We start from the raw sequence: 25072 nt of genomic DNA, 5'->3' as shown, positions 1-25072 counted from the left end.
CACTCATGATCTACTTTATTTTTAAATGCTTATTTTTCTTTTCAAGTTCTTTTATGTCTTTAGGATAAGTTCTCATTTCTAACAGTAGTTTTTTTGGATGTTAAAAAGTTATGCAAAACTAGATTTTTAATATCCTAAATCAGGGGTTTAAGATTGATGATAAAGATAATTTTTTAAATGAAGTATTTGTGAGTATTGTAGGTAGTAATTTACTTGTTGTTAAAGCAAAAAAGCAGTTAAAAGGTAATATCTTTTAACTGCTTTGATGTTATAATTATAGAAAGTCAAAATTATATAATTCATAATATGTAATTAATTTCAATTACATATTTCGTCTGTATTGACCACCAACTTCAAACAATGAAGCAGTAATTTGACCTAACGAACAAACTTTGGTAGCGTCCATTAATTTTTCAAAAAGATTTTGATTGTTAATAGCAGCAGATTGCATTTCAGATAAAAGTTGTTCTATCTTATCTTCATGAGCTTTATTTAAACTCTCTTTAGTTTTAATTTGGAACTGTTTTTCCTCTTCCGTGGCACGAATAACCTCTTGTGGAGTTACTGTTGGAGAACCTTTAGAGCTTAAGAAGGTGTTTACTCCAATAATTGGGAACTCACCTGTATGTTTTAAGGTTTCGTAGTATAAACTTTCTTCTTGAATTTTAGAGCGTTGGTACATGGTTTCCATAGCACCTAATACACCACCACGTTCCGTAATTCTATCGAACTCAGTTAATACTGCTTCCTCAACTAAGTCAGTCAATTCTTCAATAATGAAAGAACCTTGAATTGGATTTTCATTTTTAGCTAATCCTAATTCTTTATTGATGATTAATTGAATTGCCATGGCACGACGTACCGATTCTTCTGTAGGTGTTGTAATCGCCTCATCATACGCATTTGTGTGTAACGAGTTACAGTTATCGTAAATCGCATATAACGCTTGTAGTGTTGTACGGATATCATTAAAATCAATTTCTTGCGCGTGTAATGAACGTCCAGAAGTTTGAATATGATATTTTAACATTTGCGCTCTTGGGTTCGCACCGTATTTGTGTTTTAAAGCTTTCGCCCAAATTTTACGAGCTACACGACCAATTACTGCATATTCAGGATCAATACCATTAGAGAAGAAGAACGATAAGTTTGGTCCAAACTTATTAATGTCCATTCCTCTAGATAAGTAGTATTCTACGTAAGTGAATCCATTCGCTAAGGTCAAGGCTAATTGTGTAATTGGGTTTGCTCCAGCTTCTGCAATATGATATCCTGAGATAGATACTGAGTAGAAATTACGGACATTTTTCTCAATAAAATATTCTTGTACATCACCCATTAAACGTAAGGCAAACTCGGTAGAGAAAATACACGTGTTTTGTGCTTGATCTTCTTTTAAAATATCTGCTTGAACTGTACCACGTACTTGTGCTAAAGTATTTGCTTTAATTTCAGCGTATACATCCGCAGGTAAAATTTGATCACCTGTAACACCTAAAAGTAGTAACCCTAATCCGTCATTACCTTCTGGTAAATCACCATTATATTTAGGACGTTCTATACCTTTATTGTCATATAATTCTTTAAGTTTTGCTTCAACCTTTTTCTCTAGTTTATGCTCTTTGATGTATTTTTCACAATTCTGATCAATCGCAGCATTCATAAAGAACCCTAATAACATCGGAGCAGGACCGTTGATGGTCATAGAAACCGAAGTCATAGCATGACTTAAATCGAAACCAGAGTATAATTTTTTAGCATCGTCTAAACAACAAATAGATACCCCAGCATTTCCAATTTTACCGTAAATATCAGGTCTGTGTCCTGGATCGTTACCATATAATGTAACCGAGTCAAATGCAGTAGATAAACGCTTTGCAGGCATACCTAAACTTACATAGTGGAAACGACGATTGGTACGTTCTGGTCCACCTTCACCAGCAAACATACGTGTTGGATCTTCTCCAGTACGTTTAAATGGGTATAATCCTGAAGCATAAGGGAATTCTCCTGGAACATTTTCTTGTAAATTCCAGCGTAATAAATCACCCCAAGCTTGGTATTTTGGTAAAGCAACTTTCGGAATTTGTGTATGCGAAAGTGACTCTGTATGTGTTTCTATTTTAATCTCCTTATCACGTACTTTAAACGAGTATATAGGATCTTTATATTTTTTTACTTTGTCTTGCCAGTTTAAAATGATTTCCCAGTTATAAGGGTCTAAGTCCATTTTTACTCGGTCAAATTCAGCAACTAAAAGTTTAAGGAAACCTTTATTTTCTTCTGTAATATTAACAGAATCATCTTCTATTCCTGATTTATCAAGAGTTATTTCTGTTTCAGAAACACTTTCAATAGTTTTATAAATTCCATATAATTTCTGAGCTACTTTTTCTTGCTCATCAACTTTTTTATCGTAAGCACGGTTGTTTTCTGAGATTTCAGATAAATAGCGCGTTCTACTTGGTGGAATTACAAATATCTTTTCAGACATTTCTTTCGTAATTTCAAAAGTAGATTGTAAATCAGCTCCTGTTTTCTCCACTAACTTATCCATAATCGCTTTGTATAGCGAGTTCATTCCTGGATCGTTGAATTGAGATGCAATCGTTCCAAAAACAGGCATGTCATCCATGTGAACATCCCATAAATTGTTGTTACGCATGTATTGTTTTTTTACATCACGTAAAGCATCTAAAGCTCCTCTTTTATCAAATTTATTGATGGCTACTAAATCAGCAAAATCAAGCATGTCGATTTTTTCTAACTGTGTTGCAGCACCAAATTCAGGTGTCATTACATATAAAGAGGTGTCAGAATGTTCGATAATCTCTGTATCTGATTGCCCAATACCTGAAGTTTCTAAAATGATTAAGTCAAACTCAGCAGCTTTTAAAACTTCTACTGCTTCGTTTACGTATTTAGATAAGGCTAAGTTTGACTGGCGTGTAGCTAATGAACGCATATATACACGTTCATTGTTGATAGCATTCATACGAATACGGTCACCCAATAAAGCTCCTCCTGTTTTTCTTTTTGATGGATCTACAGAGATTAATCCGATAGTTTTTTCTGGAAAATCAATTAAGAAACGACGAACTAATTCATCAACTAAACTTGATTTACCTGCACCACCCGTACCCGTAATTCCTAAAACCGGAGTTTTAGAATTTTTATTTTTTTCGTGAATAGCATCTAAAGCATCTTTGGCAACTTCTGGGAAGTTCTCCGCAGCAGAAATTACACGAGCAATACTACCAACTTCTTTATCGGCTAATCTATCTACTTCTCCATTTAATGCATCTCCGATAGCAAAGTCTGATTGTTGCACTAAATCGTTAATCATTCCTTGTAATCCTAATTCACGACCATCATCAGGAGAGTAAATACGAGTAATTCCGTAGTCCATCAATTCTTTGATTTCCTCTGGTAGAATTACTCCTCCGCCACCACCAAATATTTTAATATGTCCAGCTCCTTTTTCTTGCAATAAATCGTACATGTACTTAAAGTACTCATTATGTCCACCTTGGTACGAAGTCATAGCAATTGCATTTGCGTCTTCTTGAATAGCACAGTTTACTACTTCTTCAACGCTTCTGTCATGTCCTAAGTGAATTACTTCAACCCCAGTAGATTGAATAATTCGGCGCATAATATTAATGGCAGCGTCGTGTCCATCAAATAAAGAAGCCGCAGTTACAATTCGTACTTTGTGTTTAGGTTTATAGGGAGTTATTTGTTCCATTCGTAAATTGTCTTAATTTTCGGGTACGCAATTTACGGAAATCTTAAAAAATAGCAGGATGTTTTAACAATTATAAATAGGAAAGGAATGCCCACCTTTTTCGAGTAGTGATATAATCTAAATTATGTTCGTTTTGATAAGCTTCTCGCTCAAAGCTTAAATTGTTATATGCTTTAGAAGTATTACGGTAAATTAACAGCTTGATAAACCATTCTATAAAATAAAAAAGATAGAAGAAAACAATCAACAATTCTAATTGCTGCTTTAAGTGTATTTTTTCGTGGTTTATTAAAACAGGATCACCTTTTAAATCTTCTCTTTTTAAAAAGATAAAAGGGTATAATGTCATTCCAGAAAAACCTTTTGGGATTATATGTTTTGAAATAAAGATCATAAACCTATTTGTGCAATACAACTTATCAAAGGTACAATTTATTGTTAGTACAACAGAAAAAATAAAAAGAGATGAAAAATTTATGTTTTTTTAAAGTACCGTTTTTAACTGTATAAACTTATATTTGTGCAAACTTCAAAGAAGATGGATTTTTTAACTTTAAAATATAAGAAGAGGATTGAAGCTCAGTACCACAGAGCAGATATCCGTTATCCATAGTTTCTTCATTTTTACGCTTATCAACACATATAAAACTAACAAGTTTTCAAACTTTTATTGAAAACTCAAAAACGTATAAAATGACTTTTAAAGAACAAATAAAACAAGGAATACCAACTGCATTACCTCCAAAAAAGGAGTATGATACTACGATAAACCACGCACCAAAACGTAAGGAAATTTTAACTGAAGAAGAAAAAAAGTTGGCTTTACGTAATGCATTGCGTTTTTTTGATAAAGAACATCACGAAGAATTATTACCTGAATTTGCTGAAGAACTAGAGAAGTACGGACGAATTTATATGTATCGCTTTCGTCCTGATTATAAAATGTATGCGCGTCCTATTGAAGAGTATCCAGGGAAATCAGAGCAAGCAAAGGCTATTATGGTAATGATTCAAAATAATTTAGATTATGCTGTAGCACAACACCCTCACGAATTAATTACTTACGGTGGTAATGGAGCAGTATTTTCTAATTGGGCTCAGTACTTATTAACCATGAAGTACTTGTCTGAAATGACAAATAAGCAAACCTTGGTAATGTATTCAGGGCATCCGATGGGATTATTTCCATCGCATAAAGATGCTCCAAGAGTTGTAGTTACAAATGGAATGATGATTCCTAATTATTCTAAACCAGATGACTGGGAGAAATTCAATGCTTTAGGAGTAACACAATATGGTCAAATGACGGCAGGAAGTTATATGTACATCGGTCCACAAGGAATTGTACATGGAACTACGATTACTGTGTTAAACGGATTCAGAAAAATAGGAAAGTCTCCAAAAGGTAATTTATTTGTTACTGCTGGTTTAGGAGGAATGAGTGGTGCGCAACCAAAAGCAGGAAATATTGCAGGTTGTATTACAGTTTGTGCTGAGGTGAACCCAAAAATAACGCAGGTTCGTTTAGAACAAGGTTGGATTGATGAAAAAATCACCGATTTAGATGAATTAGTAGCACGTGTTAGAAAAGCAAAGGAAAACAAAGAAGTTGTTTCGTTAGCATATTTAGGAAACATAGTGGATGTTTGGGAGAAGTTTGCTGAAGAAGATGTATATATCGATTTAGGTTCAGATCAAACATCATTACATAATCCATGGGCAGGAGGTTATTATCCTGTGGATATGTCGTTTGAAGAATCAAACAAAATGATGGCGAATAATCCTGAATTATTTAAAGAAAAAGTACAAGAAACCTTACGTCGCCATGCAAAAGCGATTAATAAACATACAGAAAAAGGAACTTATTTCTTTGATTACGGAAATGCTTTCTTGTTAGAAGCGAGCAGAGCAGGAGCTGATGTAATGAATCCGAATCCGACGTTAGGAAGAGAATTTAAGTATCCTAGTTATGTGCAAGATATTATGGGACCTATGTGTTTTGATTATGGTTTTGGTCCGTTTCGTTGGGTATGTACCTCAGGAAAACCAGAAGATTTAGCGAAAACAGATGCTATTGCTTGTAAGGTGTTGGAGAAAATCAAGAAAAAATCTCCTGAAGAAATCCAACAGCAAATGGCGGATAATATTCAGTGGATTAAAGGAGCACAAGAAAATAAATTAGTTGTAGGTTCACAAGCACGTATTTTATACGCAGATGCTGAAGGGCGTATGAAAATAGCCGAAGCCTTTAATAAAGCAATTAAGAAAGGAAAAATAGGTCCAGTAGTTTTAGGTCGTGACCACCACGATGTTTCTGGAACTGATTCACCTTATCGTGAAACTTCTAATATTTATGATGGTTCGCGCTTTACAGCAGATATGGCAATTCATAATGTAATTGGAGATAGTTTTAGAGGAGCTACTTGGGTTTCTATCCACAATGGAGGTGGAGTAGGCTGGGGAGAAGTGATTAACGGAGGATTTGGCATGCTTCTTGATGGTTCTAAAGATGCATCAAGGCGCTTAAAATCAATGCTTTTCTGGGATGTTAATAACGGAATTGCAAGACGTAGTTGGGCACGAAATAACGAAGCTGTTTTTGCTATTAAACGTGCCATGGAAGCTGAAAAGAAGTTAAAAGTAACACTTCCTAACTTAGTAGATGATGCATTATTAGAAAATATGTAAACTCTAAGAAAATGAAAAATTTAAAATTACTTTTTTTACCAATTGTAGCCTTACTAATTACTTCTTGTAGTTCGGTAAGAGTAGTAACTGATTACGATACACAAACCGATTTTAATCAGTACAAAACATTTGCGTTTTACAAGACTGGGATTGACAAAGCTCCAATTTCTGATTTAGATAAAAAACGTATTATGCGTGCTATTGAAGCAGAGTTGATGGCTAAAGGAATGACAAAATCAGCTACACCGGATGTTTTAGTGAGTTTGTTTACTAAATCTCGTGAGCGTGTAAATGTAAACGATAATTACTATGGAGGGTTTTATTATCCATGGTATTATGGGCAAAGTCCTGTAACTGTTTCTCAATATACTGAAGGAACATTGTTTATTGATTTATTAGATGCTCAAAAGAAAGAATTGGTATGGCAAGGAATAGGTACTGGTGCTTTAAGTACAAGTAGTGTAGAACGGAAAGAAGCTCGTGTTAAAGAGTTTGTAGGTGAGATTATGGCGGAGTATCCTCCTAATGCTAAAAAGTAAGATTTAATTTTTATTAAAGATTAATATAAATACGTTAAGCAGGAATATAAAACCTGTTTAACGTATTTTTTTATGATATTTGTAAACATGAGAAATAAGATATTAAAACCTACTCCTGATGAGTATTATACGAATGAACAAGGGTATAGGGTTTTTAAAGAAGCGTATCATTTACGCCGTGGGTATTGTTGTAAAAACGGCTGTAAACATTGTCCGTATGGATATGATAAAAAAACTGATAGTTTCAAATAAATGTGACAATAATTAGTTTATTGTTTCTAATAGATAAAATCAAACAAGTAAATATGAAAAAAATTACAATATTCTTTATTGCACTTACTTTTATGGGATGTGCAGAATTACAAAAAGTGGTAAATCAATTACCACAAGGTGGAGTATTATCACAAAGTCAAATAGGTAATGGTTTACGTCAAGCTTTAGATAATGGTATTCAGCATCAGGTAACCAAGTTAACTTCAAAAGATGGATTTTATAAAAATAATTTGGTGAAAATTTTGCTACCAGAAGAACTACAGGCTGTTGATAAAGGATTACGTAGTATTGGTCTAGGAAATTTAGCTGATGAAGGTTTAAAAGCTATTAATAGAACTGCTGAAGATGCTGTAAAAACAGCTACACCTATTTTTGTAAATGCAGTTAAGGAAATTACCTTTGCAGACGCAAAAAATATTTTATTAGGAGCTGATAATGCTGCAACTTCTTATTTAGAAGGGAAAACAACATCGGCTTTGTATAGTGAGTTTAACCAAGTGATTAAAAACTCATTTGCTAAAGTAGGAGCTGATAAAATTTGGTCAAACTTAATCTCAAAATATAACAGTATTCCATTCGTGAAAAAAGTAAATCCAGATTTAACTGATTATGTGACTACTGAAGCGTTAGATGGTGTGTTTACTATGATTGCGGTTGAAGAAAAAGGAATACGTACTAAAGTAGGTCTGCGTAATACAGCGTTATTACGTCAGGTATTTGCATTGCAGGACAACAGATAGATAATGAGAGTTATTATCAAAAAACAAAAAAACTCTTGAAAAAATCAAGAGTTTTTTTGTTTTTTGATATGTCGTTAAGGGGTTTTTCCCCGTTTTATATTTAATTTTTGTTTTATGTAATTGTAAATCAAATAAATATGTATATTTATAATCAGTATTAACCCAATTAGAAATGTCTAGAATTAATCAATTACGAAGATATAGAAAACATCTTGAAGAAAGATACCGTAGATTGGTTGAGACTGCTAACGATTATAAGTATGAAGATGAGTGTAAAAGTGATCGCTCAGCATTTAAAGCAATGAAGATATTAGAAAAGCTAAATAGAATAAAATATTTAGACGAAGATATGTCAAATCCTGTTGTGTAACTCCTTAAAGTAATCAAAAGCTTTTAACAATCTACTACCGTACCAAGAAAAGTATTCACCGTCAACTAAGATAGGAGTGGAGTTACTTGTGTGCTCTTTTATTTCAATAATATGCTTTTCTTTAAAAGGGAAAGGTTCAGAAGATAATAAAATCAATTTTGTTTTTTTATTCTGGATATCTTCTATGTCAACTTCAGGATATCTCTCTTCGTTAGCATAAACATTTTCAAACTTGTTGAATTCTAACAGGTGGTTTATAAACGTATTACTTGCTGCAACCATCCATGGATTTCTCCAAATAAAGTAAGCTACTTTAGTGTTTTTTTTGTTTGTAACAAATTTTTTAAAATCTATTATTTTAGATTCTAAGTCGCTAACCATTTTTTTAGCTTCAACTTGTTTTCCAAAAAAACTTCCATATAAAGAGATTAATTCTAAAGAGTCAGTAAGTGTAAAAATATCAGAAACATGGGTGAATGCTATTTGTCGACAAGCTTCAACTATTTCTTTAGTATTTTCTTCCTTATTGCAAAGAATAATATCAGGTTGAAGCTCTTTTATTTTGTCAAATTTTATGTTTTTGGTACCACCAACAATGGTTTTTGTTTTCGTCAAGTGCGTTGGATGAACACAAAATTTTGTTACGCCTAAAATATTCTCTTCAAGTCCTAAATCAACTAGAAGTTCTGTTTGACTAGGAACCAAAGAAATGATTCTTTTATACTTTTTGTTGGTACTCATTAAACAAAAATAAGAATTCAAAAAGAAAGAATTGTTATTTAACTCCCATAAGTTCTTGAAAATCTTTCTTGTAGCTTTTACTTACTCTGAAGGTTTTATTATCGTTAATTTTTACATCTGTTTCACCATAATTAGAAGTGATAATTTCATCAATAAAATTAGAGTTAATTATTGTAGATCTATGTATTCTAACAAAAAGGTTTGAGTTTAATCTTTTAATGATACTAGATAAAGACTCTCTTAGTAAGTATTTTTTGTTATCAGTGGTAAAAATTTCTACATAATAACCAGAGGCAGAGATATACTTAATAGAGTTTCGCTCTAAGAAAATTATCTTATTTCCTGATTTAATATTAATTTTAGTACCCTTTACAGGCATTTCAATAGGAGTCTTTTCTTTTACAAGGTCTAAGATGTTGTCTAAGTCTGAAAGCTTTTCTATTTTTTTATAATCGATAACCTTTTTAATTGAAGCATAAAAACGATCTTCTTTTAACGGTTTTAAGAGATAATCAAAAGCAAAATAATCAAAGGCTTTTACAGCATGTTCATTAGACGAAGCAGTAAAAATAAAAATTGGCTTTTTAGGTAAGGTTATTTTTTCAATAATATCAAATCCAGTCATATTATTAATCTTAGTATCAAGATAAACAACATCAGGAGATAAGGTGTTGATTTTTTCTATAGCGTCTAAACCATCTGAACATTCACCAACAATTTCTATAAAATTATAATCGCTTACTAGTTTTTTAAATCTAGATCTAGCAGTTTTTTCGTCGTCAACGATTAGAATTGATATTTTCATTTGCATTTTGTTTTCTATAGGCTATAACAGTTGAAGTTAGTGAGTACCCTAACTTTAGAGCTGTTAAAGTTTAGTTAAATAAATATTAAAATTTAAGCTGTTTGTTAAAGCTTTATAGTTATGATTATAACTAGTAACGGAAGGGATTTGTTTACTTGTCATTTAAATAATAACTAATGGCAAAAATAAAGAAGAACTCTTTTGAAAGCCAGTAAAAATAGTAGGCTTTTAAAATTTTAACACTAATTAATATTTGGTTGTTTTTAATGGAGGTGTTGTTAACTTCTTAAAACTGTTTTCTCACATCAAATTAAAGGGCGTTAGCTTCAAATAGGTGTTAACAAAAACTTATAGCCTTTAGATTTACAACTGTTAATTAATAAAAATTTAATAATTTATGAATCTACATTTAAAAAATGTGATCTGTGCCTTATTCTTTTTTAGCTATATGCTAAATGCGAGTGCACAGGAGAAAAAAATCACAGGAGTAGTATCCGATAGTGCTGGGCCTTTACCAGGCGTAAGTATTGTGATTAAAGGTACAATAAAAGGTACTGAAACAGATTTTGATGGGAATTACACCATTAAAGCTAAAACAGGAGATACTCTTGTTTACATGTTTTTAGGTTATGTCAAGGTAGAAAAGATTGTAGGAGAATCATCTACAATTAACATAACTATGAAAGAAGATGCTAATGTCTTAGACGAAGTAGTTGTATCTGTAGCATATGCAGCTAAAAAGAAAAAAGATATTATTGGAGCAGTAAGTGTTGTTTCTGCTAAAGATTTAGGAGATTTAAAAGTAACTACAGTAACTGAGGCTTTACAAGGAACTTCTGGGGTGTCTTTAGTTAATACTTCAGGACAACCAGGGGCTAGTCCAACAATTAGAATAAGAGGAGTTGGGTCATTACAAGGTAATATAGATCCTCTAATTATTGTTGACGGAGCTCAGTTTGCAGGAAATTTAAACTCTATTAACTTTAACGATATAGAGTCTTATTCTGTTTTAAAGGACGCAGATGCTGTATCACTATATGGAAATAGAGGAGCCAATGGAGTTATTATTATTAAAACAAAGTCTGGTATTAATACCGATGGTGAGGGAATAATTGAAATTAATACGAGCTATGGTTTTTCAGATAAAGCTACAGATGATTATTCTTACTTAAACTCTGAGCAAATTCTTACTACATCTTGGCAAGCTATTAGAAATGAAAGATTAGGAGAAGGAGATACAGCAGCACAAGCAGCAGACTTTGCAACATCTAATTTGACAAATGACTTAAAAGCTAATCCTTATAGTGTAGCTGAGCCAATCGGAGTTGATGGTAAACTTAAATCTAATGCAAGGTTACTTTATAACACTAATTACTATGACATCTTAACTCAAAATGCTACAAGAAGAGATGCGTCTTTAGTTTTAAGAGGTGGAAATGATAAAACTAAATATTTTATATCTGGTGCTTTTTTAGATAGTGATGGGTTTAGTTTAAACTCAACATTTAGGAGATATACAGGAAGAGTAAATGTATCATCAGAGGTTAAGCCTTGGTTAACAGTAGGAGCAAATTCGTTTGTAACTATTAGTGAATCGAATTCACCAACACAAGATGGAAGCACTTTTGCAAATAACATTCAATATGCAAGATCAGTTTCTTCTATTTATCCGTTATACCAGAGAAATACAAATGGAAGTTTTATTTTGGATCCATTAGGAAATAAGCAATATAATTTTGCTGAATCAAGAGGTTTTTTTGGTCAATATAACCCTGTAGCAGAAACTTATGGAAGTCCTAATTTGTTTGAAAGAAATACATTTAACTTTTCTCCATACATAAATGTGAAATTTTCAGATAAATTAAGTTTAAAGTCGCAGTTTAATTATACAAATTATTTATATGAATCTAATTCGTTCAATAACCACTTTGTAGGAGATGATGAAGAAAAAGTTAATAATCGTTCTAGTAGTAAACAGCGTAATACTACAAAAACATGGAATGTTATTAATACCTTATCTTATAAAGACACTTTTAATGATAAGCATACGGTAACTGCTTTATTAGGGCAGGAAATGTATGATAGAACGTATAATCGTGTTAACGCAACTTCAACTGGTTTTATTTTTGAAAATTTATCAGAATTGGATAATGGAGCTACACCAACAACAGTAGGATCTATTTTTGAAAAGAATAGGCTATATAGTTACTTTGGGAGGTTAGATTATAATTTTGATGAAAAGTATTATTTTGGAACAGGTGTGCGTAAGGATGCATCATCAATTTTTGCGCCAGATAATAGATGGGGTACTTTTTGGTCTGTTGCGGCAGGATGGAGTATTTATGATGAATTCTTTAAAGGTAATGAAGTAGTTAATTCATTAAAATTAAGAGCTAGTTATGGTACTGTAGGTAACCAAAATATTAACCAACAATTTACTTACATTGACGAATATGGTTTAGGGTTTAATATTTTGACAAATCCTGGGTCAAACCCTACTTCTTTGGGAAATAAAGGGTTAAAATGGGAAACTCATAATAAATTAAACGTTGGTTTAGATTTTGGGTTCTTTAATAACAAACTTTATGGTAGTGTAGAATATTATGATAACCGTGTATCTGATTTATTATATTTACAGGTACTTGCTCCTTCATTAGGGTCAGAAGGTGCAGGTTTAGATGGAAGCGACAATCCAAGACAATTAGCTCAATGGAAAAACTTTGGAGAGCTAAGCAATAAAGGTTTTGAGCTAAGTTTAAACTCAGTAAATATTAGTAACGATAAATTTAGATGGACAAGTTCATTCTCTATATCAACAAATAAAAACAAGATTGAAGACATAGCACAAACTGAGCCAAGAGGTTCTTTCCGTTGGGAAAAAGGTAGAGATCGTTATGAATTCTTTATGAGAGAGTGGGCAGGTGTAGATCCAGCTACAGGAGCTCCACAATGGTATCAAGATGTAACAGAAGACGATGGTACTATAACAAGACAAAAAACATCAACTTACGCAGACGCAACAAGATATTATACAGGTAAGTCTGCATTACCTGATTTTGAAGGTGCTTTTGGTACTAAATTTGAGTATAATGGAATAGATTTAGGGTTAAATTTTACTTATAAATTTGGAAATTATATATATAATACAGATTATGCCTCTTTAATGAAAGCAAGAAACATTGGTGAACAATTAAGTTCAAATGTATTAAATGCTTGGCAAAGCCCAGGGGACGTAACAGATGTTCCTAGGTTAACTACAAATGATGATAATTTTGGCTCTAGGTCTACTAGATGGTTACAAAAAGGGGACTATATTAGATTGAGAAATATTTCTTTAGGTTATAACCTAGATCAAGAAATGTTAGATAAGTTAAGCATAAGAAAATTAAGAATCTATTTATCTGCAGATAATTATTGGACATGGACTAGAGAAGATAATTTAGATGATCCTGAACAAGCATTCAACGGTATTACAGATAATAGATCGACTGTTTTGAAAACAATTAGTTTAGGAGTTAATATTTCATTATAAATAATACAGAAATGAATAAAATACTAAAATACACATTTATATGTACTCTTTTTATAGGACTAGCGTCTTGTAGTGACGAGTTTTTAGATGAACCAATACCAACTGGTTCAGTAACGAGTGAAATAGTTTATACTACTGAAGCAGGTGTAGATGCTGCAATGACAGGTATGTTTAATGTTTTAAGAGACTTTAGAGCAGGACATGACACTTGGGGGTCAAAAGCATACTATTTTGGAGCAGATGTAATGGGAACAGACCTTACTGTACCTGATTTTAACTGGTATATTTTTGAGCATAGGTGGAATGTTACAGAAAATGCAAATGGTAGAAGAAACAATTGGGCTTGGGAATTATATTATTCTGTAGCTAATATAGCGCGTACGCACATTAAGGGGCTTTCTGAGTCGAATTTACCAGAAAACATAAAACAAGGATATGTGGCTGAATTACAAGCGGTAGAAGCCTATTGTTATTTTAATTTAGTAAGATATTATTCGGGATCTTACCTTTTAGGGGCAGATAAACCAGGAATTCCTCTTTATGACGCACCTTTATCAACAGGAATAGCACCAGCTTCACGAGGTACTGTTCAAGATACTTATGATAAAATTATATCACAATTAGAGGCAGCTATACCTAATATAACTGAAGGTAAATTGAAGTACCGTTTTAATAAACCAGTTGCAGAAGGTGTATTAGCAAGAGTATATCTTGAAGTAGGTAACTGGGCAAAAGCAGCAGAATATGCAGCAAAAGCTAAAGTAGCTTACCCTTTAATGGGAGCAGATGATTATAAAGCAGGATTTAATTCTTATGATAATAGAGAATGGATGTGGGGATTGCCATTTAATGCTGATCAGCAGCAAGGATATGCTAGGTATTATTCTTTTATTGACCATTCAAGTCCTGGTTACAATGTTATATATTTAAGCAAAGATTTCGAAGCTTTATTTACTAGTAATACAGATGTAAGAAAAGAACTAATTGAGTCAACAGGACGTACAGAAGATACACATTTGTTTAGAACTTCTAAGTTTAAAGACTTAACTGATAGATCTGGAGATTTAGTATTTATGAGAGCTTCTGAAATGTATTTAATAGAAGCAGAAGCTAAAGCTGAAATGAATGATTTAGTTGGTGCAAAAAACGTGTTATTAGAGTTATTAAAAGTTAGAGACCCTAACGCAACTTTGTCTACAGCTTCTACCAAAGATGAGTTAGTAGAAGAGATTCTTATTGAAAGAAGAAAAGAATTATATGGGGAGCTAGGTGTTTCTTGGTTCGATCTTAAGAGAAGAAACAGAGGTATTTCTAGAACAGGTGACGCCTATAGGTTTGAAGTAGAGTTTCCAGCAGGTAGCCCAAGATGGACGTTTAAAATACCTCAAGCAGAGATAGATAAAAACCCCAATATTTCAGAAGCAGATCAGAACTAGAAGTTTTAACTATAAAGAAATGCAATTTAACAGATAAAGTTAAAAGTTTATTCCCCTAAAAAGAAAGGGCTGAGTTTTTTAACTCAGCCCTTTTCATATTAAAGTAATAGTTTTTCAATTCAAAAAAAAGGTAGTTCAAATCAAAGTTACAATAATGAAGAGTTAAGCTTAATACATTTGCGTCAACTTATACCAACTTTGTTTTCATTGGTGTAATTATTTGAATTAATTAATTATAAAGTCAAGGAGTCATTAACCTTGACTTTTTTTGTTCTTATACCTGTCTTCTTCTGTAATTTACTTTTTACTCTTTGCTATTAAATTTATAAGTGTTTGGTTGTTTTTTTTTAACATTATTTATGTTAAAAAAAAAATATATTAACTATGTTGTTGTTTTTTTTGTAGATTTAATGTGTTTATTTTAAAATTTTCACTTTAAAGTGAAACTAATTCTATAATTTATGAGGTTAAAAAAATACCTATTGCTAATGTTCATGTTTATATGCGTGTCAATTTTAGCACAAGAAAAAACAGTTACAGGGACTGTAACTGATCAAACAGGAGCACTACCGGGGGTTAGTGTTATAGTTAAAGGGACCAATAAAGGTGTCGAAACAGATTTTGATGGTAAATACACCATACTGGTAAATCAAGGGGACATACTTGTTTTTAGTTTTGTAGGATTAAAAACTGTCGAGAGAAGAGTTGGAACTATTCCAGTTTTAAATATTAAAATGGAAGAGGATGCTAACTTATTAGATGAAGTAGTAGTTGTAGCCTATGGTACTACTACTAAAGAAGCGTTTACTGGTTCAGCAAGTGTTTTAGGAGTAAAAGATCTTGCTACACGTAATGTAACTTCTCCTATTGCGGCTATTGAAGGTCGTGCAACAGGGATACAGTTCACATCGTCTGCAGGTCCTGGAGCCTCACCAGATATTATAATCCGTGGTGTCGGAACACTTAATGGAGATACAGATCCATTATTTATAGTTGATGGTATTCAGTATGAGGGAGAGCTAAACACAATAAATCAGGAGGATATAGCATCTTTTACTGTGCTTAAGGATGCGTCTTCTACATCATTATATGGTTCTAGAGCAGCTAATGGAGTTGTGATTATTACCACCAAAAAAGGAAAGAAAGGTGGGGTAAAAGTGAATTTTACAGCTCAATCTGGAGTCGTGGCAAATGGTGTTCGAACATATAATCAGGTGTCACCAGGTCAGTATTATGAAACTATGTGGGAGGCCCTGAAGAATTCTAGTGCAGGTGGAGGAGATCCGGTATTTGCTAGTGCAAATATATATAATCAGTTAGGCTATAATCCATTTAATGTACCAAACGATGAGATTGTTGGGGTAGATGGTAAGTTAAATCCTAATGCAAGGGTTATATATAAGGGGCTGGACTGGTTTGATGAACTACAACAAACAGGTTTTAGAAATAACTATAGTGTTGGTATTTCTGCTGGTGGAGAAGATCATACAGTGTATTTTTCAGCTTCATATTTAGATGAAGAAAGTTATGTGGTTACATCAGGTTTTGAACGTTTAACAGCAAGGTTAAATGCTGATTTTGATGTTAGTGAAAGTATAAAAATAGGAGGAAGCGCCAATATTGCTCTTACTGAAGCAAGAGGGCCTAGTTCTGCAGGAACAGGAAGTATTGTTAATCCGTTTAGTTTTGCATTAGGTATGGGGTCAGTTTATCCAGTATATGTAAACGACTTACAAGGAAATATTGTAAAAGATGAATTTGGGAATCCTGTTTTTGACTCGGGGGAAGGTTTTCCAGAGTATAATATCGGTTCTAGACCAACCAACCAAGGTAGACATGCTCTTCAAGAATTACTACTTAATAAGGAAAGTGATAAAGATAATACCTTTGGATTTAGATTTTATACAGATATTAAGCTTTTAGAAGGGCTTAATTTAAAAGTAACTTACGGTAGAGATATTAACGAATTATTTGAAAGAGAATATGAAAATGCAATTATTGGAGATGCTCAACCAGATGGAAGACTGAGTGAAGACAGAGGAAGAAGAGAAGTAGAAAACTTTAATCAAATTTTAAACTATGTTAAAAGTTTTGGTAATCATAATTTAGAATTGCTTGCAGGGCATGAGAGCTTTGAAAGAACTCTCTCTAATATTGAAGGACTTGCCACAATACAAGCAGCTAATGGAATTTTTGAATTTGCTAACTTTTCAAATATTGTAGATTTGGATGGAGCAACTTTTGATAAAGCAATTGAAGGATATTTTTTCAGGGCTAATTATAATTATAATAACAAATATTATTTAAGTGGTTCAGTTCGTCGTGATGGATCATCTGTATTTAACATGGATAAAAGATGGGGAACTTTTTACTCTGTAGGTGCTTCTTGGCGAATTGATCAAGAAAATTTTATGAAAAATGTATCTTTCATAAATAGATTAAAACTAAGAGCATCATACGGTGAGGTGGGTAATGATGATTTGCTAGATTCATATTTGTCACAAGCTCGATTTTCAATTACATCTAATGCAGCTAATCCAGCAATTATTTTTACAGATATAGGTAACGCTAATTTACAGTGGGAAACTATAGAAAATTTTGATGTAGCATTGGAGTTTGCATTGTTCGATAACTTTTTAGATGGTTCTATTGAATACTATAAGAAAAACTCAACTGATTTACTTTATCTTTTACCTATTGCTCCAAGTAATGGGTTGAATGAAGTTCCTGTAAATACAGGAGATATGTTTAATTCAGGTTGGGAGTTAGGTTTAACTGCTCATCTTTTCAATACAGAAAACTTTAAATGGGATTTAACGCTACAGGCTTCTACATTTAAAAATGAAATAACAAAGTTACCAGATCCGTTTATAAACGGTTCAAAACGTTGGGCGGAAGGTAGGTCAAGATTTGATTACTTTTTATTAAGAACTGCAGGTGTGGATCCTGATAATGGAGATCAGTTGTTCTATATGTATGAGCAAGATGAAAATGGAGAAAGTGTTCCTGTTTTAGATGCAAATGGAAACATAGAAACGACAAATGATTGGCAAGAAACAGAAAGAGCATATACAGGAGATTCTTCTGTACCAGATCTTTTAGGATCGGTTTTTAATAAAATTACATATAAAAATTTGACATTTGATTTCTTAATGACTTATGGTATAGGAGGAAAAGTGTTAGATGGTGCATATTCCTCTATGATGCATAGTGGAAGCTATGGAAGGTCTTTACACCCAGATATACTGAATGCATGGAGGCAACCTGGAGATATAACAAATGTTCCAAGGCTAGAAAATGGAAACCCTGATTTGGTTAGGACTCAATCGGATAGGTTTTTAACTGATGCGTCTTTTTGGACATTAAAAAATGTCAACATAGGTTATACATTAGATAAAAAAGTAGTAGAGTCACTTAAAATGGATAATATAAGATTCAATTTATCTGGAGAGAATTTATTCTTAAGAAGTGAGAGAAAAGGTTTAGATCCTCAGTATAATTTAGCAGGAACGCCATCTGGAGATGATTTTTCACCTCCAAGAATTATTTCTTTTGGTATTAACGTTTCATTCTAAAAAAAATCATTATGTTAAATAAATTAAAATACTTATTAATAGTTGTTATTCTTATTTCAATAACATCTTGTAAAGAAGACTTTCTTGAAAGAACACCAACGGATGCTATATCAGCAACCGATGCTTTAGCTAACGAAGATAATATGCAGTTAGTTCTCAACGGTGTGCATAGAGGGCTATTTTCACAGTCTCAAACAATATTTCCTGGAGGAGATTCTGATAGATCTGGGAACCACTATTGGATACCATTAGGAGATAATTTATCAGGAGGGTTAATTCATAGTGCTAATGCTAATAATTTAGGTTGGAGAACAGAAATGCAATGGAACTCACATACTCAGCCGACATCGCTAACTAACGAGTTGTTGTGGTATCATCGATATAATATTATCTTACATGCAAATTTGTTAATTAACGGAATAAACGAAGGAAATTTAACAGAGACTTCTAAACTGAACTCTATTTTAGGTCAAGCCTACACCTACAGAGCTTACGCATACCTCTCGTTAATTCAGCATTATGCAAAAGGGTATTTAATAGGTAATCCAAGTACTGATAAAGGTGTGCCGTTACTTTTTTCATCTGAGTCTCCGTTTACTAGTCAGCCGAGATCAACAGTAGAAGAAATTTATGTTCAAATTGGTGACGATTTAGAAGAAGCTATCAAAGCTTTTGAAAAAGGTACTCCAAGGCCTTCAGGAGGGCCAGAAGTAAAATCTCAGTTGAATATAGATGTTGCTTATGGATTAAAAGCTAGATGGGCTCTTTCTAAAGGAGATTGGCAAACAGCTGCAGATGCAGCAGCAGCTGCACGTCAAAATTACCCGTTGATGAATGAATCTGAATGGAAAGAAGGATTTAATACAAATGACCTTTCAGAAGTTATTTGGGGAAGCAATGTTATTCAAACTGAAACAGTATTTTTTCGCTCTTACTTTTACCTAGCTAGTAATACATTTAATGGAGCTCAAATTAGGAACAATCCAAAAATAGCTGACAGAAGGTTGATTGATGCAATTCCTGATACAGATTATAGAAAAGATGTGTTTATCATAGATGCACCAAACACCAATTCATCAGCTTCAAATAATCAAGGAGGTCTTCACCCTGATACAGGATTGCCAAAAGACCCCAATTATGCAAGTGATTTAGATGCCTATAATGCCAGAAGAGCAGAAATAAATTCAGAGTATGGTATCACGAATAGTTTTAACCAACACCCTTATATGCAATTTAAACTGAAGAATAAGAACCCTGGGTCTACTGATCCTGACGATATAATTTATATGCGTGCCTCAGAAATGTATTTAATTGAAGCTGAAGCAAAAGCAATGATGAATGATATTACAGGAGCACAAAATGCTTTAAAACCATTAGGTGAAGAACGAGATAGTGCTTATGATGTAACTGTTTATAATACACAAGAATCTTTAATGGAGCATATTAAGTTTCAAAGAGGAGTAGAATTATGGGGAGAAGGATTTGGATATACAGATAAAATCCGTTGGGATGAAGGAATAGATCATGGAGCTGATGGAGGTTCAGGAGCTTCAGCAGTACTTTATCAAGGAGCTTACCAAATAGAAAAACCTTCTTTAAATGATGACTGGATTTTTAAAATTCCACAAGCAGAAATTAATGCGAATCCAAATATAACACCAAGTGACCAAAACTAAAAGAGTTGTGAGTAAGAAACTAATTACATTAAATTTTTGTTTTCATTTAATGTAATTAATTGAATTAAGTACAAGCCAAGGAGTCATTAACCTTGGCTTTTTTTATTTTAAAATAGCTTCCATCTGTTGTTGTAGTTCTGTAGCTTTTGCAGCAGCAGCTTTAGCAAACCCCTTTCCATTAGAAGCATAAATAATTCCACGAGAAGAGTTAATTAGTAGTCCTACAGTATCAGTCATTCCGTATTTACAAACTTCTTCTAAGCTCCCGCCTTGAGCACCAACTCCAGGAACTAATAAAAAGTTTTCAGGAATAATCTTTCTTATGTCAGCTAAATATTCAGCTTTGGTAGCTCCCACTACGTACATTAAGTTTTGAGAATTTTTCCAAGATTTAGAAGTTTCAATGACCTGTTTATATAACTCTTTACCATCAACTGTTTTTGTTTGAAAATCAAAAGCACCTTGGTTAGAAGTTAACGCTAACATAATTGTATGTCTATCTTCAAAAGCTAAAAAAGGTTCAACAGAATCTTTTCCCATATACGGGGCAACAGTTACTGAATCAAAAGCTAAATCCTCAAAAAAGGCTTTTGCATACATAGTTGAGGTGTTACCAATATCGCCACGTTTAGCATCAGCAATTGTGAAAATCTCAGGATGTTTTTCGTTTAAGTAGTTAATCGTTTTTTCAAGAGATTTCCAACCTTTAATACCGTAAGCTTCATAAAAAGCAGTGTTGGGCTTATATGCTACACAAAGATGATGCGTAGCATTAATAATAGCTTTGTTAAAGGCAAAAATAGGATCTTCCTCTTGAAGTAAATGTGCTGGAATTTTGTTTAAATCAACATCTAATCCAATACATAAAAACGATTTCTTTTTTTGAATTTCAGATACAAGTTGTTGTGTTGTCATGTGTTGTTGTAAAAGTTAGGCAAAAGTACATAAATTTAGCAGTTTCTGTTATCTTTGTTATATATGTTTCAATATATCATCAACAAAATATTTTACGGCTTCTTAACGCTGTTTGGGGTAGTTACTGTAATTTTTTTACTGTTTAATATCTTACCAGGTGATCCAGCCCGTATGATGTTAGATCAGAGAGAAGATACCGAGCAGTTACAAAATATTCGAAAGAAATACGGATTCGACAAACCTGTATTTACGCAGTATTTGTATTATTTGAATGATGTTTCTCCGTTGTCGTTTCATAGTAAGAATAAAGACAATTATACTTTTTTATCTGAAGGGAAATACAACGCTCAATCCTTGTTTTCGGCAGGAAATACTGAAGTGGTTATAAAAACTCCGTATTTACGTCAATCCTTTCAAAAGAATGGTAAAAATGTTTCCGAAGTAATTAAAGAAACTTTACCAAACACTGCAATTTTAGCAATAGTAGCAATAACGATTGCACTTTTTTTAGGGATTATATTAGGGATATTCTCTGCGTTACTTAAAGATACTTTTTTTGATAGAATAATTGCTGTTGTTAGTACTTTAGGAATGAGTGTTCCATCATTCTTTTCAGCCATATTGTTTGCTTGGTTTTTCGGATTTGTATTACATAAATATACACATTTGGAAATGACAGGAAGCCTGTATGAAGTTGATGATTTTGGAGAAGAGACTTATATTCAATGGAAAAATTTACTGCTACCTGCAATAGTGTTAGGTATTCGTCCGTTAGCTGTAGTAATCCAGTTAATGAGGAATTCATTGTTAGAAACCTTAAGTCAAGACTATATTAGAACAGCAAAGGCAAAAGGCTTAACGATGTATCAAGCAATAAACAAGCATGCATTGAAAAACTCATTAAACCCAGTAATAACAGCAATATCAGGATGGTTTGCTTCGATGTTAGCTGGAGCAGTTTTTGTAGAGTATATTTTTAACTGGAACGGATTAGGAAAAGAAATAGTAAACTCTTTAAACACGCTCGATTTACCAGTAATTATGGGTGCTGTTTTAGTAGTTGCTACACTATTTATAATCATAAATATATTAGTAGATATTTTATATAGTTGGTTAGATCCCCGAATAAGATTACAATAGAATGAGAATATTTTTTATATTGATTACTGTAGCTTTTTTATCAAGCTGCGCTGTATTTCAACCAAAAGAATTTACCCCAGCATCTCTGAATGAAGAACTACTGAACTTAGAAAGAAAACCAATTTCATTTCAAAAAGTTTTAGAGAAAAATAAAGGTAAGAAAATGTTGATGCAAATCTTTGCAACTTATTGTCCTTACAGTCAACGAAGTTTTGATGATGTGCTTTTATTTCAACAGAAAAATCCAGAGTTAGAATATGTTTTTTTATCAGTAGATCATTCATATCATGATTGGAAACGAGGTTTAGAAAGTGTTCCTGTAAAAGGTCAACACTATTACATTCAAAAAAAAGGAGAAGGAGCACTTGGTGAATTTTTAAAGCTAAAAACAATTCCACGGTTTTTGATGGTTGATGAAGATGGAAATATTAAAGTATATAAATCATCAAAAGTGTCTGATAAACTTCAAAATAAAGCACAATAACATGAAGAAAATATTAGTAGTAGTTTTTATCGGGATAACCCTTTTAGGTTGTTCAAAAGAAAACCCAAGTAAATTTTCAACTGAAGCATTAGAGGATGTTCTTCTTTCTTTGGATGGAAAAGAAGTTTTGTTCAAAGATATTTTAGAAAAACATAAAGGAAAAAAAGTACTAATAGATATTTGGGCTTCGTGGTGTCCAGACTGTTTAAAAAGTATTCCAGAAGTACAAAAAATTCAGGGAGAACAACCTGAAACAGCTTATATTTTTTTATCCTTAGACAGAAATAAGACAGATTGGAAAAATGGTATTGAACGTCTAAAAATAGAAGGAGATCATTATTTTATAGAATCAGGTTGGGAAGGAAATTTAGGTGAGTTTTTAGGTTTAGATTGGATTCCAAGATTTTTAGTAATTGATGAGAAAGGAAAAATACTTGTTTTTGATGCTACAAAAGCGACTGATAATTTTATTCGTCAAAGCCTAGAAAAAATGTAATTTTGCAGACAGAAAATCAATAACCAGAAAAAACAATACACGTGAGACAAAAAATAGTTGCAGGTAACTGGAAGATGAATAAAAACCTTGATGAAGCAAAAGAATTAATCGAGGGAATAAAGAAAGAAGTAAAAGCTGGTTTAGAAGAAGGTACTAGAGTGATAATTGCTCCTAGTTTTGTAAACCTACAATCAGCAGTGAAAAATACCGAAGAATCGGTTGTAGAGGTTGCCGCACAAAATATGCATCAATCTAAAAGTGGAGCATTCACAGGAGAGGTTTCTGCAAATATGTTAACAAATTTAGGCGTTAACATAGTAATTTTAGGGCATTCTGAGCGTAGAGAACACTTTAACGAAACTGATGAGTTATTAGCTGAAAAGATAGATGCTGCTTTAGTAAATGGTTTAGAAGTTGTTTTTTGTTTTGGTGAATTGTTAGAAGATAGAAAGTCGGAAAACCACTTTAAAATAGTTGAAAGCCAACTTCAAAAAGCATTGTTTCATCTTCAAAAAGCTAATTTTAAGAATATTATTTTAGCTTACGAACCTGTTTGGGCGATTGGTACAGGAGAAACAGCTTCACCAGAGCAAGCACAAGAAATGCACGCTTTTGTAAGAGAAATTTTTGCTAAAGAATTTGGAAAAGAAACAGCTGATGCTATTTCAATTTTATATGGAGGAAGTGTAAAACCAGCCAACGCAAAAGAGATTTTTTCAAAACCAGATGTTGATGGAGGGTTAATAGGTGGAGCAGCATTGAAAGCAGAAGATTTTGCAGCAATAATTAAATCAATTTAATGGATAATATTTATATAGAATATACTTTTGAAGTAACACCGAAAGAACCAACCACAGAAATTTTAATTGCTGAGTTAGGTGCTTTAGGATTTGAAAGTTTTGTAGAGAACGAAAATGGAGTTGTAGCGTATATTCAAAAAGATGATTGGACTGCTGATATTTTAGAGAGTGTATTTGTGTTAAGCTCGGAAGAGTTTTCAATTCAATACGAGCATAAAGAAATAGAGCAAACCAATTGGAATGCAGAATGGGAAAAGAATTTTAATCCTATTCAGGTAGATGATTTGGTAAGTATTAGAGCTCCGTTTCATGAAAATCCTAATTTACAGTACGATATAGTAATTGAGCCAAAAATGAGTTTTGGTACAGGACATCATGAAACTACACACATGATGGTACAACATTTGATTAATTTAGATGTAACTGATAAAAAAGTACTAGATATGGGATGTGGTACAGGAATTTTAGCAATTTTTGCTGAAATGAAAGGAGCACAGCCTATTGATGCTATTGATATTGATGCTTGGTGTTATGAAAACTCATTAGAAAATGTAGAAAGAAATAATTGCAAACATATTTCAGTTTATGAAGGAGATGCATCACTATTAGAAGGAAAAAAATACGATGTCATTATAGCAAATATCAACCGTAATATTTTGTTAAATGATATGCAAACGTATGCAAACTGCTTAACTAAAAAAGGAGTTTTATTATTAAGTGGATTTTACAGTGAAGATATTTCAGTAATTGATAATGAGGTTTCTAAGTGTGGTTTAACATTAAAAGATACGATAAAAAGAAATAATTGGGTAGCTTTGCAGTATCAAAAATAAAACAAATGAGTACGATAGAAAAAATTCAAGAAGAGCTTGATGTTTTATTAAATGAAACAAGAAAGCACGAAATTGTTTTGCACAATGATGAGGTAAATACCTTTGATTTTGTAATTGATAGTCTGGTAACTGTATGTGACCATACACTAGAACAAGCAGAACAATGTACTATTTTGGTACATTATAAAGGTAAGTGTTCAGTTAAAACAGGAGAGTATAAAGATTTAGAACCACGATGCTCTAAACTATTAGAGTTAGGTTTATCAGCAGAGATAGTGTAA

20 protein-coding genes are annotated in these 25072 nt (G+C 32.6%); 15 read left to right on the top strand and 5 right to left on the bottom strand.

Features of this window, described 5'->3' with window-relative positions; all coding sequences use genetic code 11:
• Positions 1-322: 322 nt before the first annotated feature.
• A complete protein-coding gene (locus MK851_RS04315) occupies positions 323-3748 on the bottom strand; it encodes a methylmalonyl-CoA mutase family protein (RefSeq protein ID WP_320241765.1) in 3426 nt (1141 codons plus the stop codon).
• Between the two features lie 70 nt (positions 3749-3818).
• On the bottom strand, positions 3819-4097 hold the full coding sequence (locus MK851_RS04310; protein ID WP_303508023.1) for a hypothetical protein: 279 nt from the start codon (positions 4095-4097) through the stop codon (positions 3819-3821).
• A 344-nt stretch (positions 4098-4441) separates the two neighbouring features.
• Here MK851_RS04310 and MK851_RS04305 point away from each other — a divergent pair, with 344 nt between their 5' ends.
• The 5 genes from MK851_RS04305 (at position 4442) to MK851_RS04285 (ending at position 8358) form a co-directional block, all read left to right on the top strand.
• A complete protein-coding gene (locus tag MK851_RS04305) occupies positions 4442-6436 on the top strand; it encodes a urocanate hydratase (protein ID WP_320241762.1) in 1995 nt (664 codons plus the stop codon).
• 11 nt (positions 6437-6447) lie between these two features.
• Positions 6448-6975: a DUF4136 domain-containing protein gene (locus tag MK851_RS04300; RefSeq protein ID WP_320241760.1), complete on the top strand. Its 528-nt coding sequence runs from the start codon at positions 6448-6450 to the stop codon at positions 6973-6975.
• Between the two features lie 87 nt (positions 6976-7062).
• On the top strand, positions 7063-7227 hold the full coding sequence (locus MK851_RS04295; RefSeq protein ID WP_320241758.1) for a DUF5522 domain-containing protein: 165 nt from the start codon (positions 7063-7065) through the stop codon (positions 7225-7227).
• Positions 7228-7280: 53 nt separating this feature from the next.
• Positions 7281-7988: a DUF4197 domain-containing protein gene (locus MK851_RS04290; protein WP_320241756.1), complete on the top strand. Its 708-nt coding sequence runs from the start codon at positions 7281-7283 to the stop codon at positions 7986-7988.
• A gap of 172 nt (positions 7989-8160) precedes the next feature.
• The gene (locus tag MK851_RS04285) at positions 8161-8358 is read left to right on the top strand and encodes a hypothetical protein (RefSeq protein ID WP_125069320.1); all 198 of its coding nucleotides are present in this window, start codon (positions 8161-8163) and stop codon (positions 8356-8358) included.
• Here MK851_RS04285 and MK851_RS04280 read toward each other — a convergent pair.
• The gene (locus MK851_RS04280) at positions 8341-9099 is read right to left on the bottom strand and encodes a helical backbone metal receptor (RefSeq protein WP_320241751.1); all 759 of its coding nucleotides are present in this window, start codon (positions 9097-9099) and stop codon (positions 8341-8343) included. The genes MK851_RS04285 and MK851_RS04280 overlap by 18 nt on opposite strands.
• 34 nt (positions 9100-9133) lie before the next feature.
• Positions 9134-9904: a LytTR family DNA-binding domain-containing protein gene (locus MK851_RS04275; RefSeq protein ID WP_320241749.1), complete on the bottom strand. Its 771-nt coding sequence runs from the start codon at positions 9902-9904 to the stop codon at positions 9134-9136.
• A gap of 397 nt (positions 9905-10301) precedes the next feature.
• Here MK851_RS04275 and MK851_RS04270 point away from each other — a divergent pair, with 397 nt between their 5' ends.
• From MK851_RS04270 to MK851_RS04255, 4 genes are all read left to right on the top strand, one after another.
• Complete coding sequence (locus MK851_RS04270) at positions 10302-13436, top strand: TonB-dependent receptor (protein ID WP_320241747.1); 3135 nt, start codon at positions 10302-10304, stop codon at positions 13434-13436.
• Between the two features lie 11 nt (positions 13437-13447).
• The gene (locus MK851_RS04265) at positions 13448-14872 is read left to right on the top strand and encodes a RagB/SusD family nutrient uptake outer membrane protein (RefSeq protein WP_320241745.1); all 1425 of its coding nucleotides are present in this window, start codon (positions 13448-13450) and stop codon (positions 14870-14872) included.
• A gap of 488 nt (positions 14873-15360) precedes the next feature.
• On the top strand, positions 15361-18447 hold the full coding sequence (locus MK851_RS04260) for a SusC/RagA family TonB-linked outer membrane protein (RefSeq protein ID WP_303508015.1): 3087 nt from the start codon (positions 15361-15363) through the stop codon (positions 18445-18447).
• Positions 18448-18458: 11 nt separating this feature from the next.
• Positions 18459-20123, top strand: coding sequence for a RagB/SusD family nutrient uptake outer membrane protein (locus MK851_RS04255; protein ID WP_320241743.1), 1665 nt, complete (start codon positions 18459-18461; stop codon positions 20121-20123).
• Positions 20124-20225: 102 nt separating this feature from the next.
• On the opposite strand, the gene pyrF is transcribed toward MK851_RS04255, so the two are convergent.
• Positions 20226-21038, bottom strand: coding sequence for an orotidine-5'-phosphate decarboxylase (pyrF, locus tag MK851_RS04250; RefSeq protein WP_320241741.1), 813 nt, complete (start codon positions 21036-21038; stop codon positions 20226-20228).
• A 63-nt stretch (positions 21039-21101) separates the two neighbouring features.
• On the opposite strand from pyrF, the gene MK851_RS04245 reads away from it, so the two are divergent.
• From MK851_RS04245 to MK851_RS04220, 6 genes are read left to right on the top strand one after another with little or no spacing between them, the layout of a single operon-like run.
• On the top strand, positions 21102-22178 hold the full coding sequence (locus tag MK851_RS04245; protein WP_320241739.1) for an ABC transporter permease: 1077 nt from the start codon (positions 21102-21104) through the stop codon (positions 22176-22178).
• A gap of 1 nt (position 22179) precedes the next feature.
• Positions 22180-22662, top strand: coding sequence for a TlpA family protein disulfide reductase (locus MK851_RS04240; protein WP_303508011.1), 483 nt, complete (start codon positions 22180-22182; stop codon positions 22660-22662).
• 1 nt (position 22663) lies between these two features.
• Complete coding sequence (locus MK851_RS04235) at positions 22664-23158, top strand: TlpA family protein disulfide reductase (RefSeq protein WP_303508010.1); 495 nt, start codon at positions 22664-22666, stop codon at positions 23156-23158.
• Positions 23159-23199: 41 nt separating this feature from the next.
• Complete coding sequence (tpiA, locus tag MK851_RS04230; RefSeq protein WP_320241736.1) at positions 23200-23958, top strand: triose-phosphate isomerase; 759 nt, start codon at positions 23200-23202, stop codon at positions 23956-23958.
• A complete protein-coding gene (prmA, locus tag MK851_RS04225) occupies positions 23958-24791 on the top strand; it encodes a 50S ribosomal protein L11 methyltransferase (protein WP_303508008.1) in 834 nt (277 codons plus the stop codon). The genes tpiA and prmA overlap by 1 nt, the downstream gene beginning before the upstream one ends.
• Positions 24792-24796: 5 nt before the next feature.
• Complete coding sequence (locus tag MK851_RS04220; protein WP_115900312.1) at positions 24797-25072, top strand: ATP-dependent Clp protease adaptor ClpS; 276 nt, start codon at positions 24797-24799, stop codon at positions 25070-25072.

Origin of the sequence: Tenacibaculum sp. 1B UA, from assembly GCF_033978845.1 — a bacterium.
In the GTDB taxonomy this organism is placed as follows: Bacteria; Bacteroidota; Bacteroidia; order Flavobacteriales; family Flavobacteriaceae; genus Polaribacter.
Note: the sequence above shows the minus strand (reverse complement) of the source record. Positions and strands in the feature narration are given on the sequence as shown.

Coding starts and splice junctions, on each gene's coding strand:
- MK851_RS04315 (WP_320241765.1), bottom strand. CDS start 3,748: ATGGAACAAATAACTCCCTATAAACCTAAACACAAAGTACGAATTGTA.
- MK851_RS04310 (WP_303508023.1), bottom strand. CDS start 4,097: ATGACATTATACCCTTTTATCTTTTTAAAAAGAGAAGATTTAAAAGGT.
- MK851_RS04305 (WP_320241762.1), top strand. CDS start 4,442: ATGACTTTTAAAGAACAAATAAAACAAGGAATACCAACTGCATTACCT.
- MK851_RS04300 (WP_320241760.1), top strand. CDS start 6,448: ATGAAAAATTTAAAATTACTTTTTTTACCAATTGTAGCCTTACTAATT.
- MK851_RS04295 (WP_320241758.1), top strand. CDS start 7,063: ATGAGAAATAAGATATTAAAACCTACTCCTGATGAGTATTATACGAAT.
- MK851_RS04290 (WP_320241756.1), top strand. CDS start 7,281: ATGAAAAAAATTACAATATTCTTTATTGCACTTACTTTTATGGGATGT.
- MK851_RS04285 (WP_125069320.1), top strand. CDS start 8,161: ATGTCTAGAATTAATCAATTACGAAGATATAGAAAACATCTTGAAGAA.
- MK851_RS04280 (WP_320241751.1), bottom strand. CDS start 9,099: ATGAGTACCAACAAAAAGTATAAAAGAATCATTTCTTTGGTTCCTAGT.
- MK851_RS04275 (WP_320241749.1), bottom strand. CDS start 9,904: ATGAAAATATCAATTCTAATCGTTGACGACGAAAAAACTGCTAGATCT.
- MK851_RS04270 (WP_320241747.1), top strand. CDS start 10,302: ATGAATCTACATTTAAAAAATGTGATCTGTGCCTTATTCTTTTTTAGC.
- MK851_RS04265 (WP_320241745.1), top strand. CDS start 13,448: ATGAATAAAATACTAAAATACACATTTATATGTACTCTTTTTATAGGA.
- MK851_RS04260 (WP_303508015.1), top strand. CDS start 15,361: ATGTTCATGTTTATATGCGTGTCAATTTTAGCACAAGAAAAAACAGTT.
- MK851_RS04255 (WP_320241743.1), top strand. CDS start 18,459: ATGTTAAATAAATTAAAATACTTATTAATAGTTGTTATTCTTATTTCA.
- pyrF (WP_320241741.1), bottom strand. CDS start 21,038: ATGACAACACAACAACTTGTATCTGAAATTCAAAAAAAGAAATCGTTT.
- MK851_RS04245 (WP_320241739.1), top strand. CDS start 21,102: ATGTTTCAATATATCATCAACAAAATATTTTACGGCTTCTTAACGCTG.
- MK851_RS04240 (WP_303508011.1), top strand. CDS start 22,180: ATGAGAATATTTTTTATATTGATTACTGTAGCTTTTTTATCAAGCTGC.
- MK851_RS04235 (WP_303508010.1), top strand. CDS start 22,664: ATGAAGAAAATATTAGTAGTAGTTTTTATCGGGATAACCCTTTTAGGT.
- prmA (WP_303508008.1), top strand. CDS start 23,958: ATGGATAATATTTATATAGAATATACTTTTGAAGTAACACCGAAAGAA.
- MK851_RS04220 (WP_115900312.1), top strand. CDS start 24,797: ATGAGTACGATAGAAAAAATTCAAGAAGAGCTTGATGTTTTATTAAAT.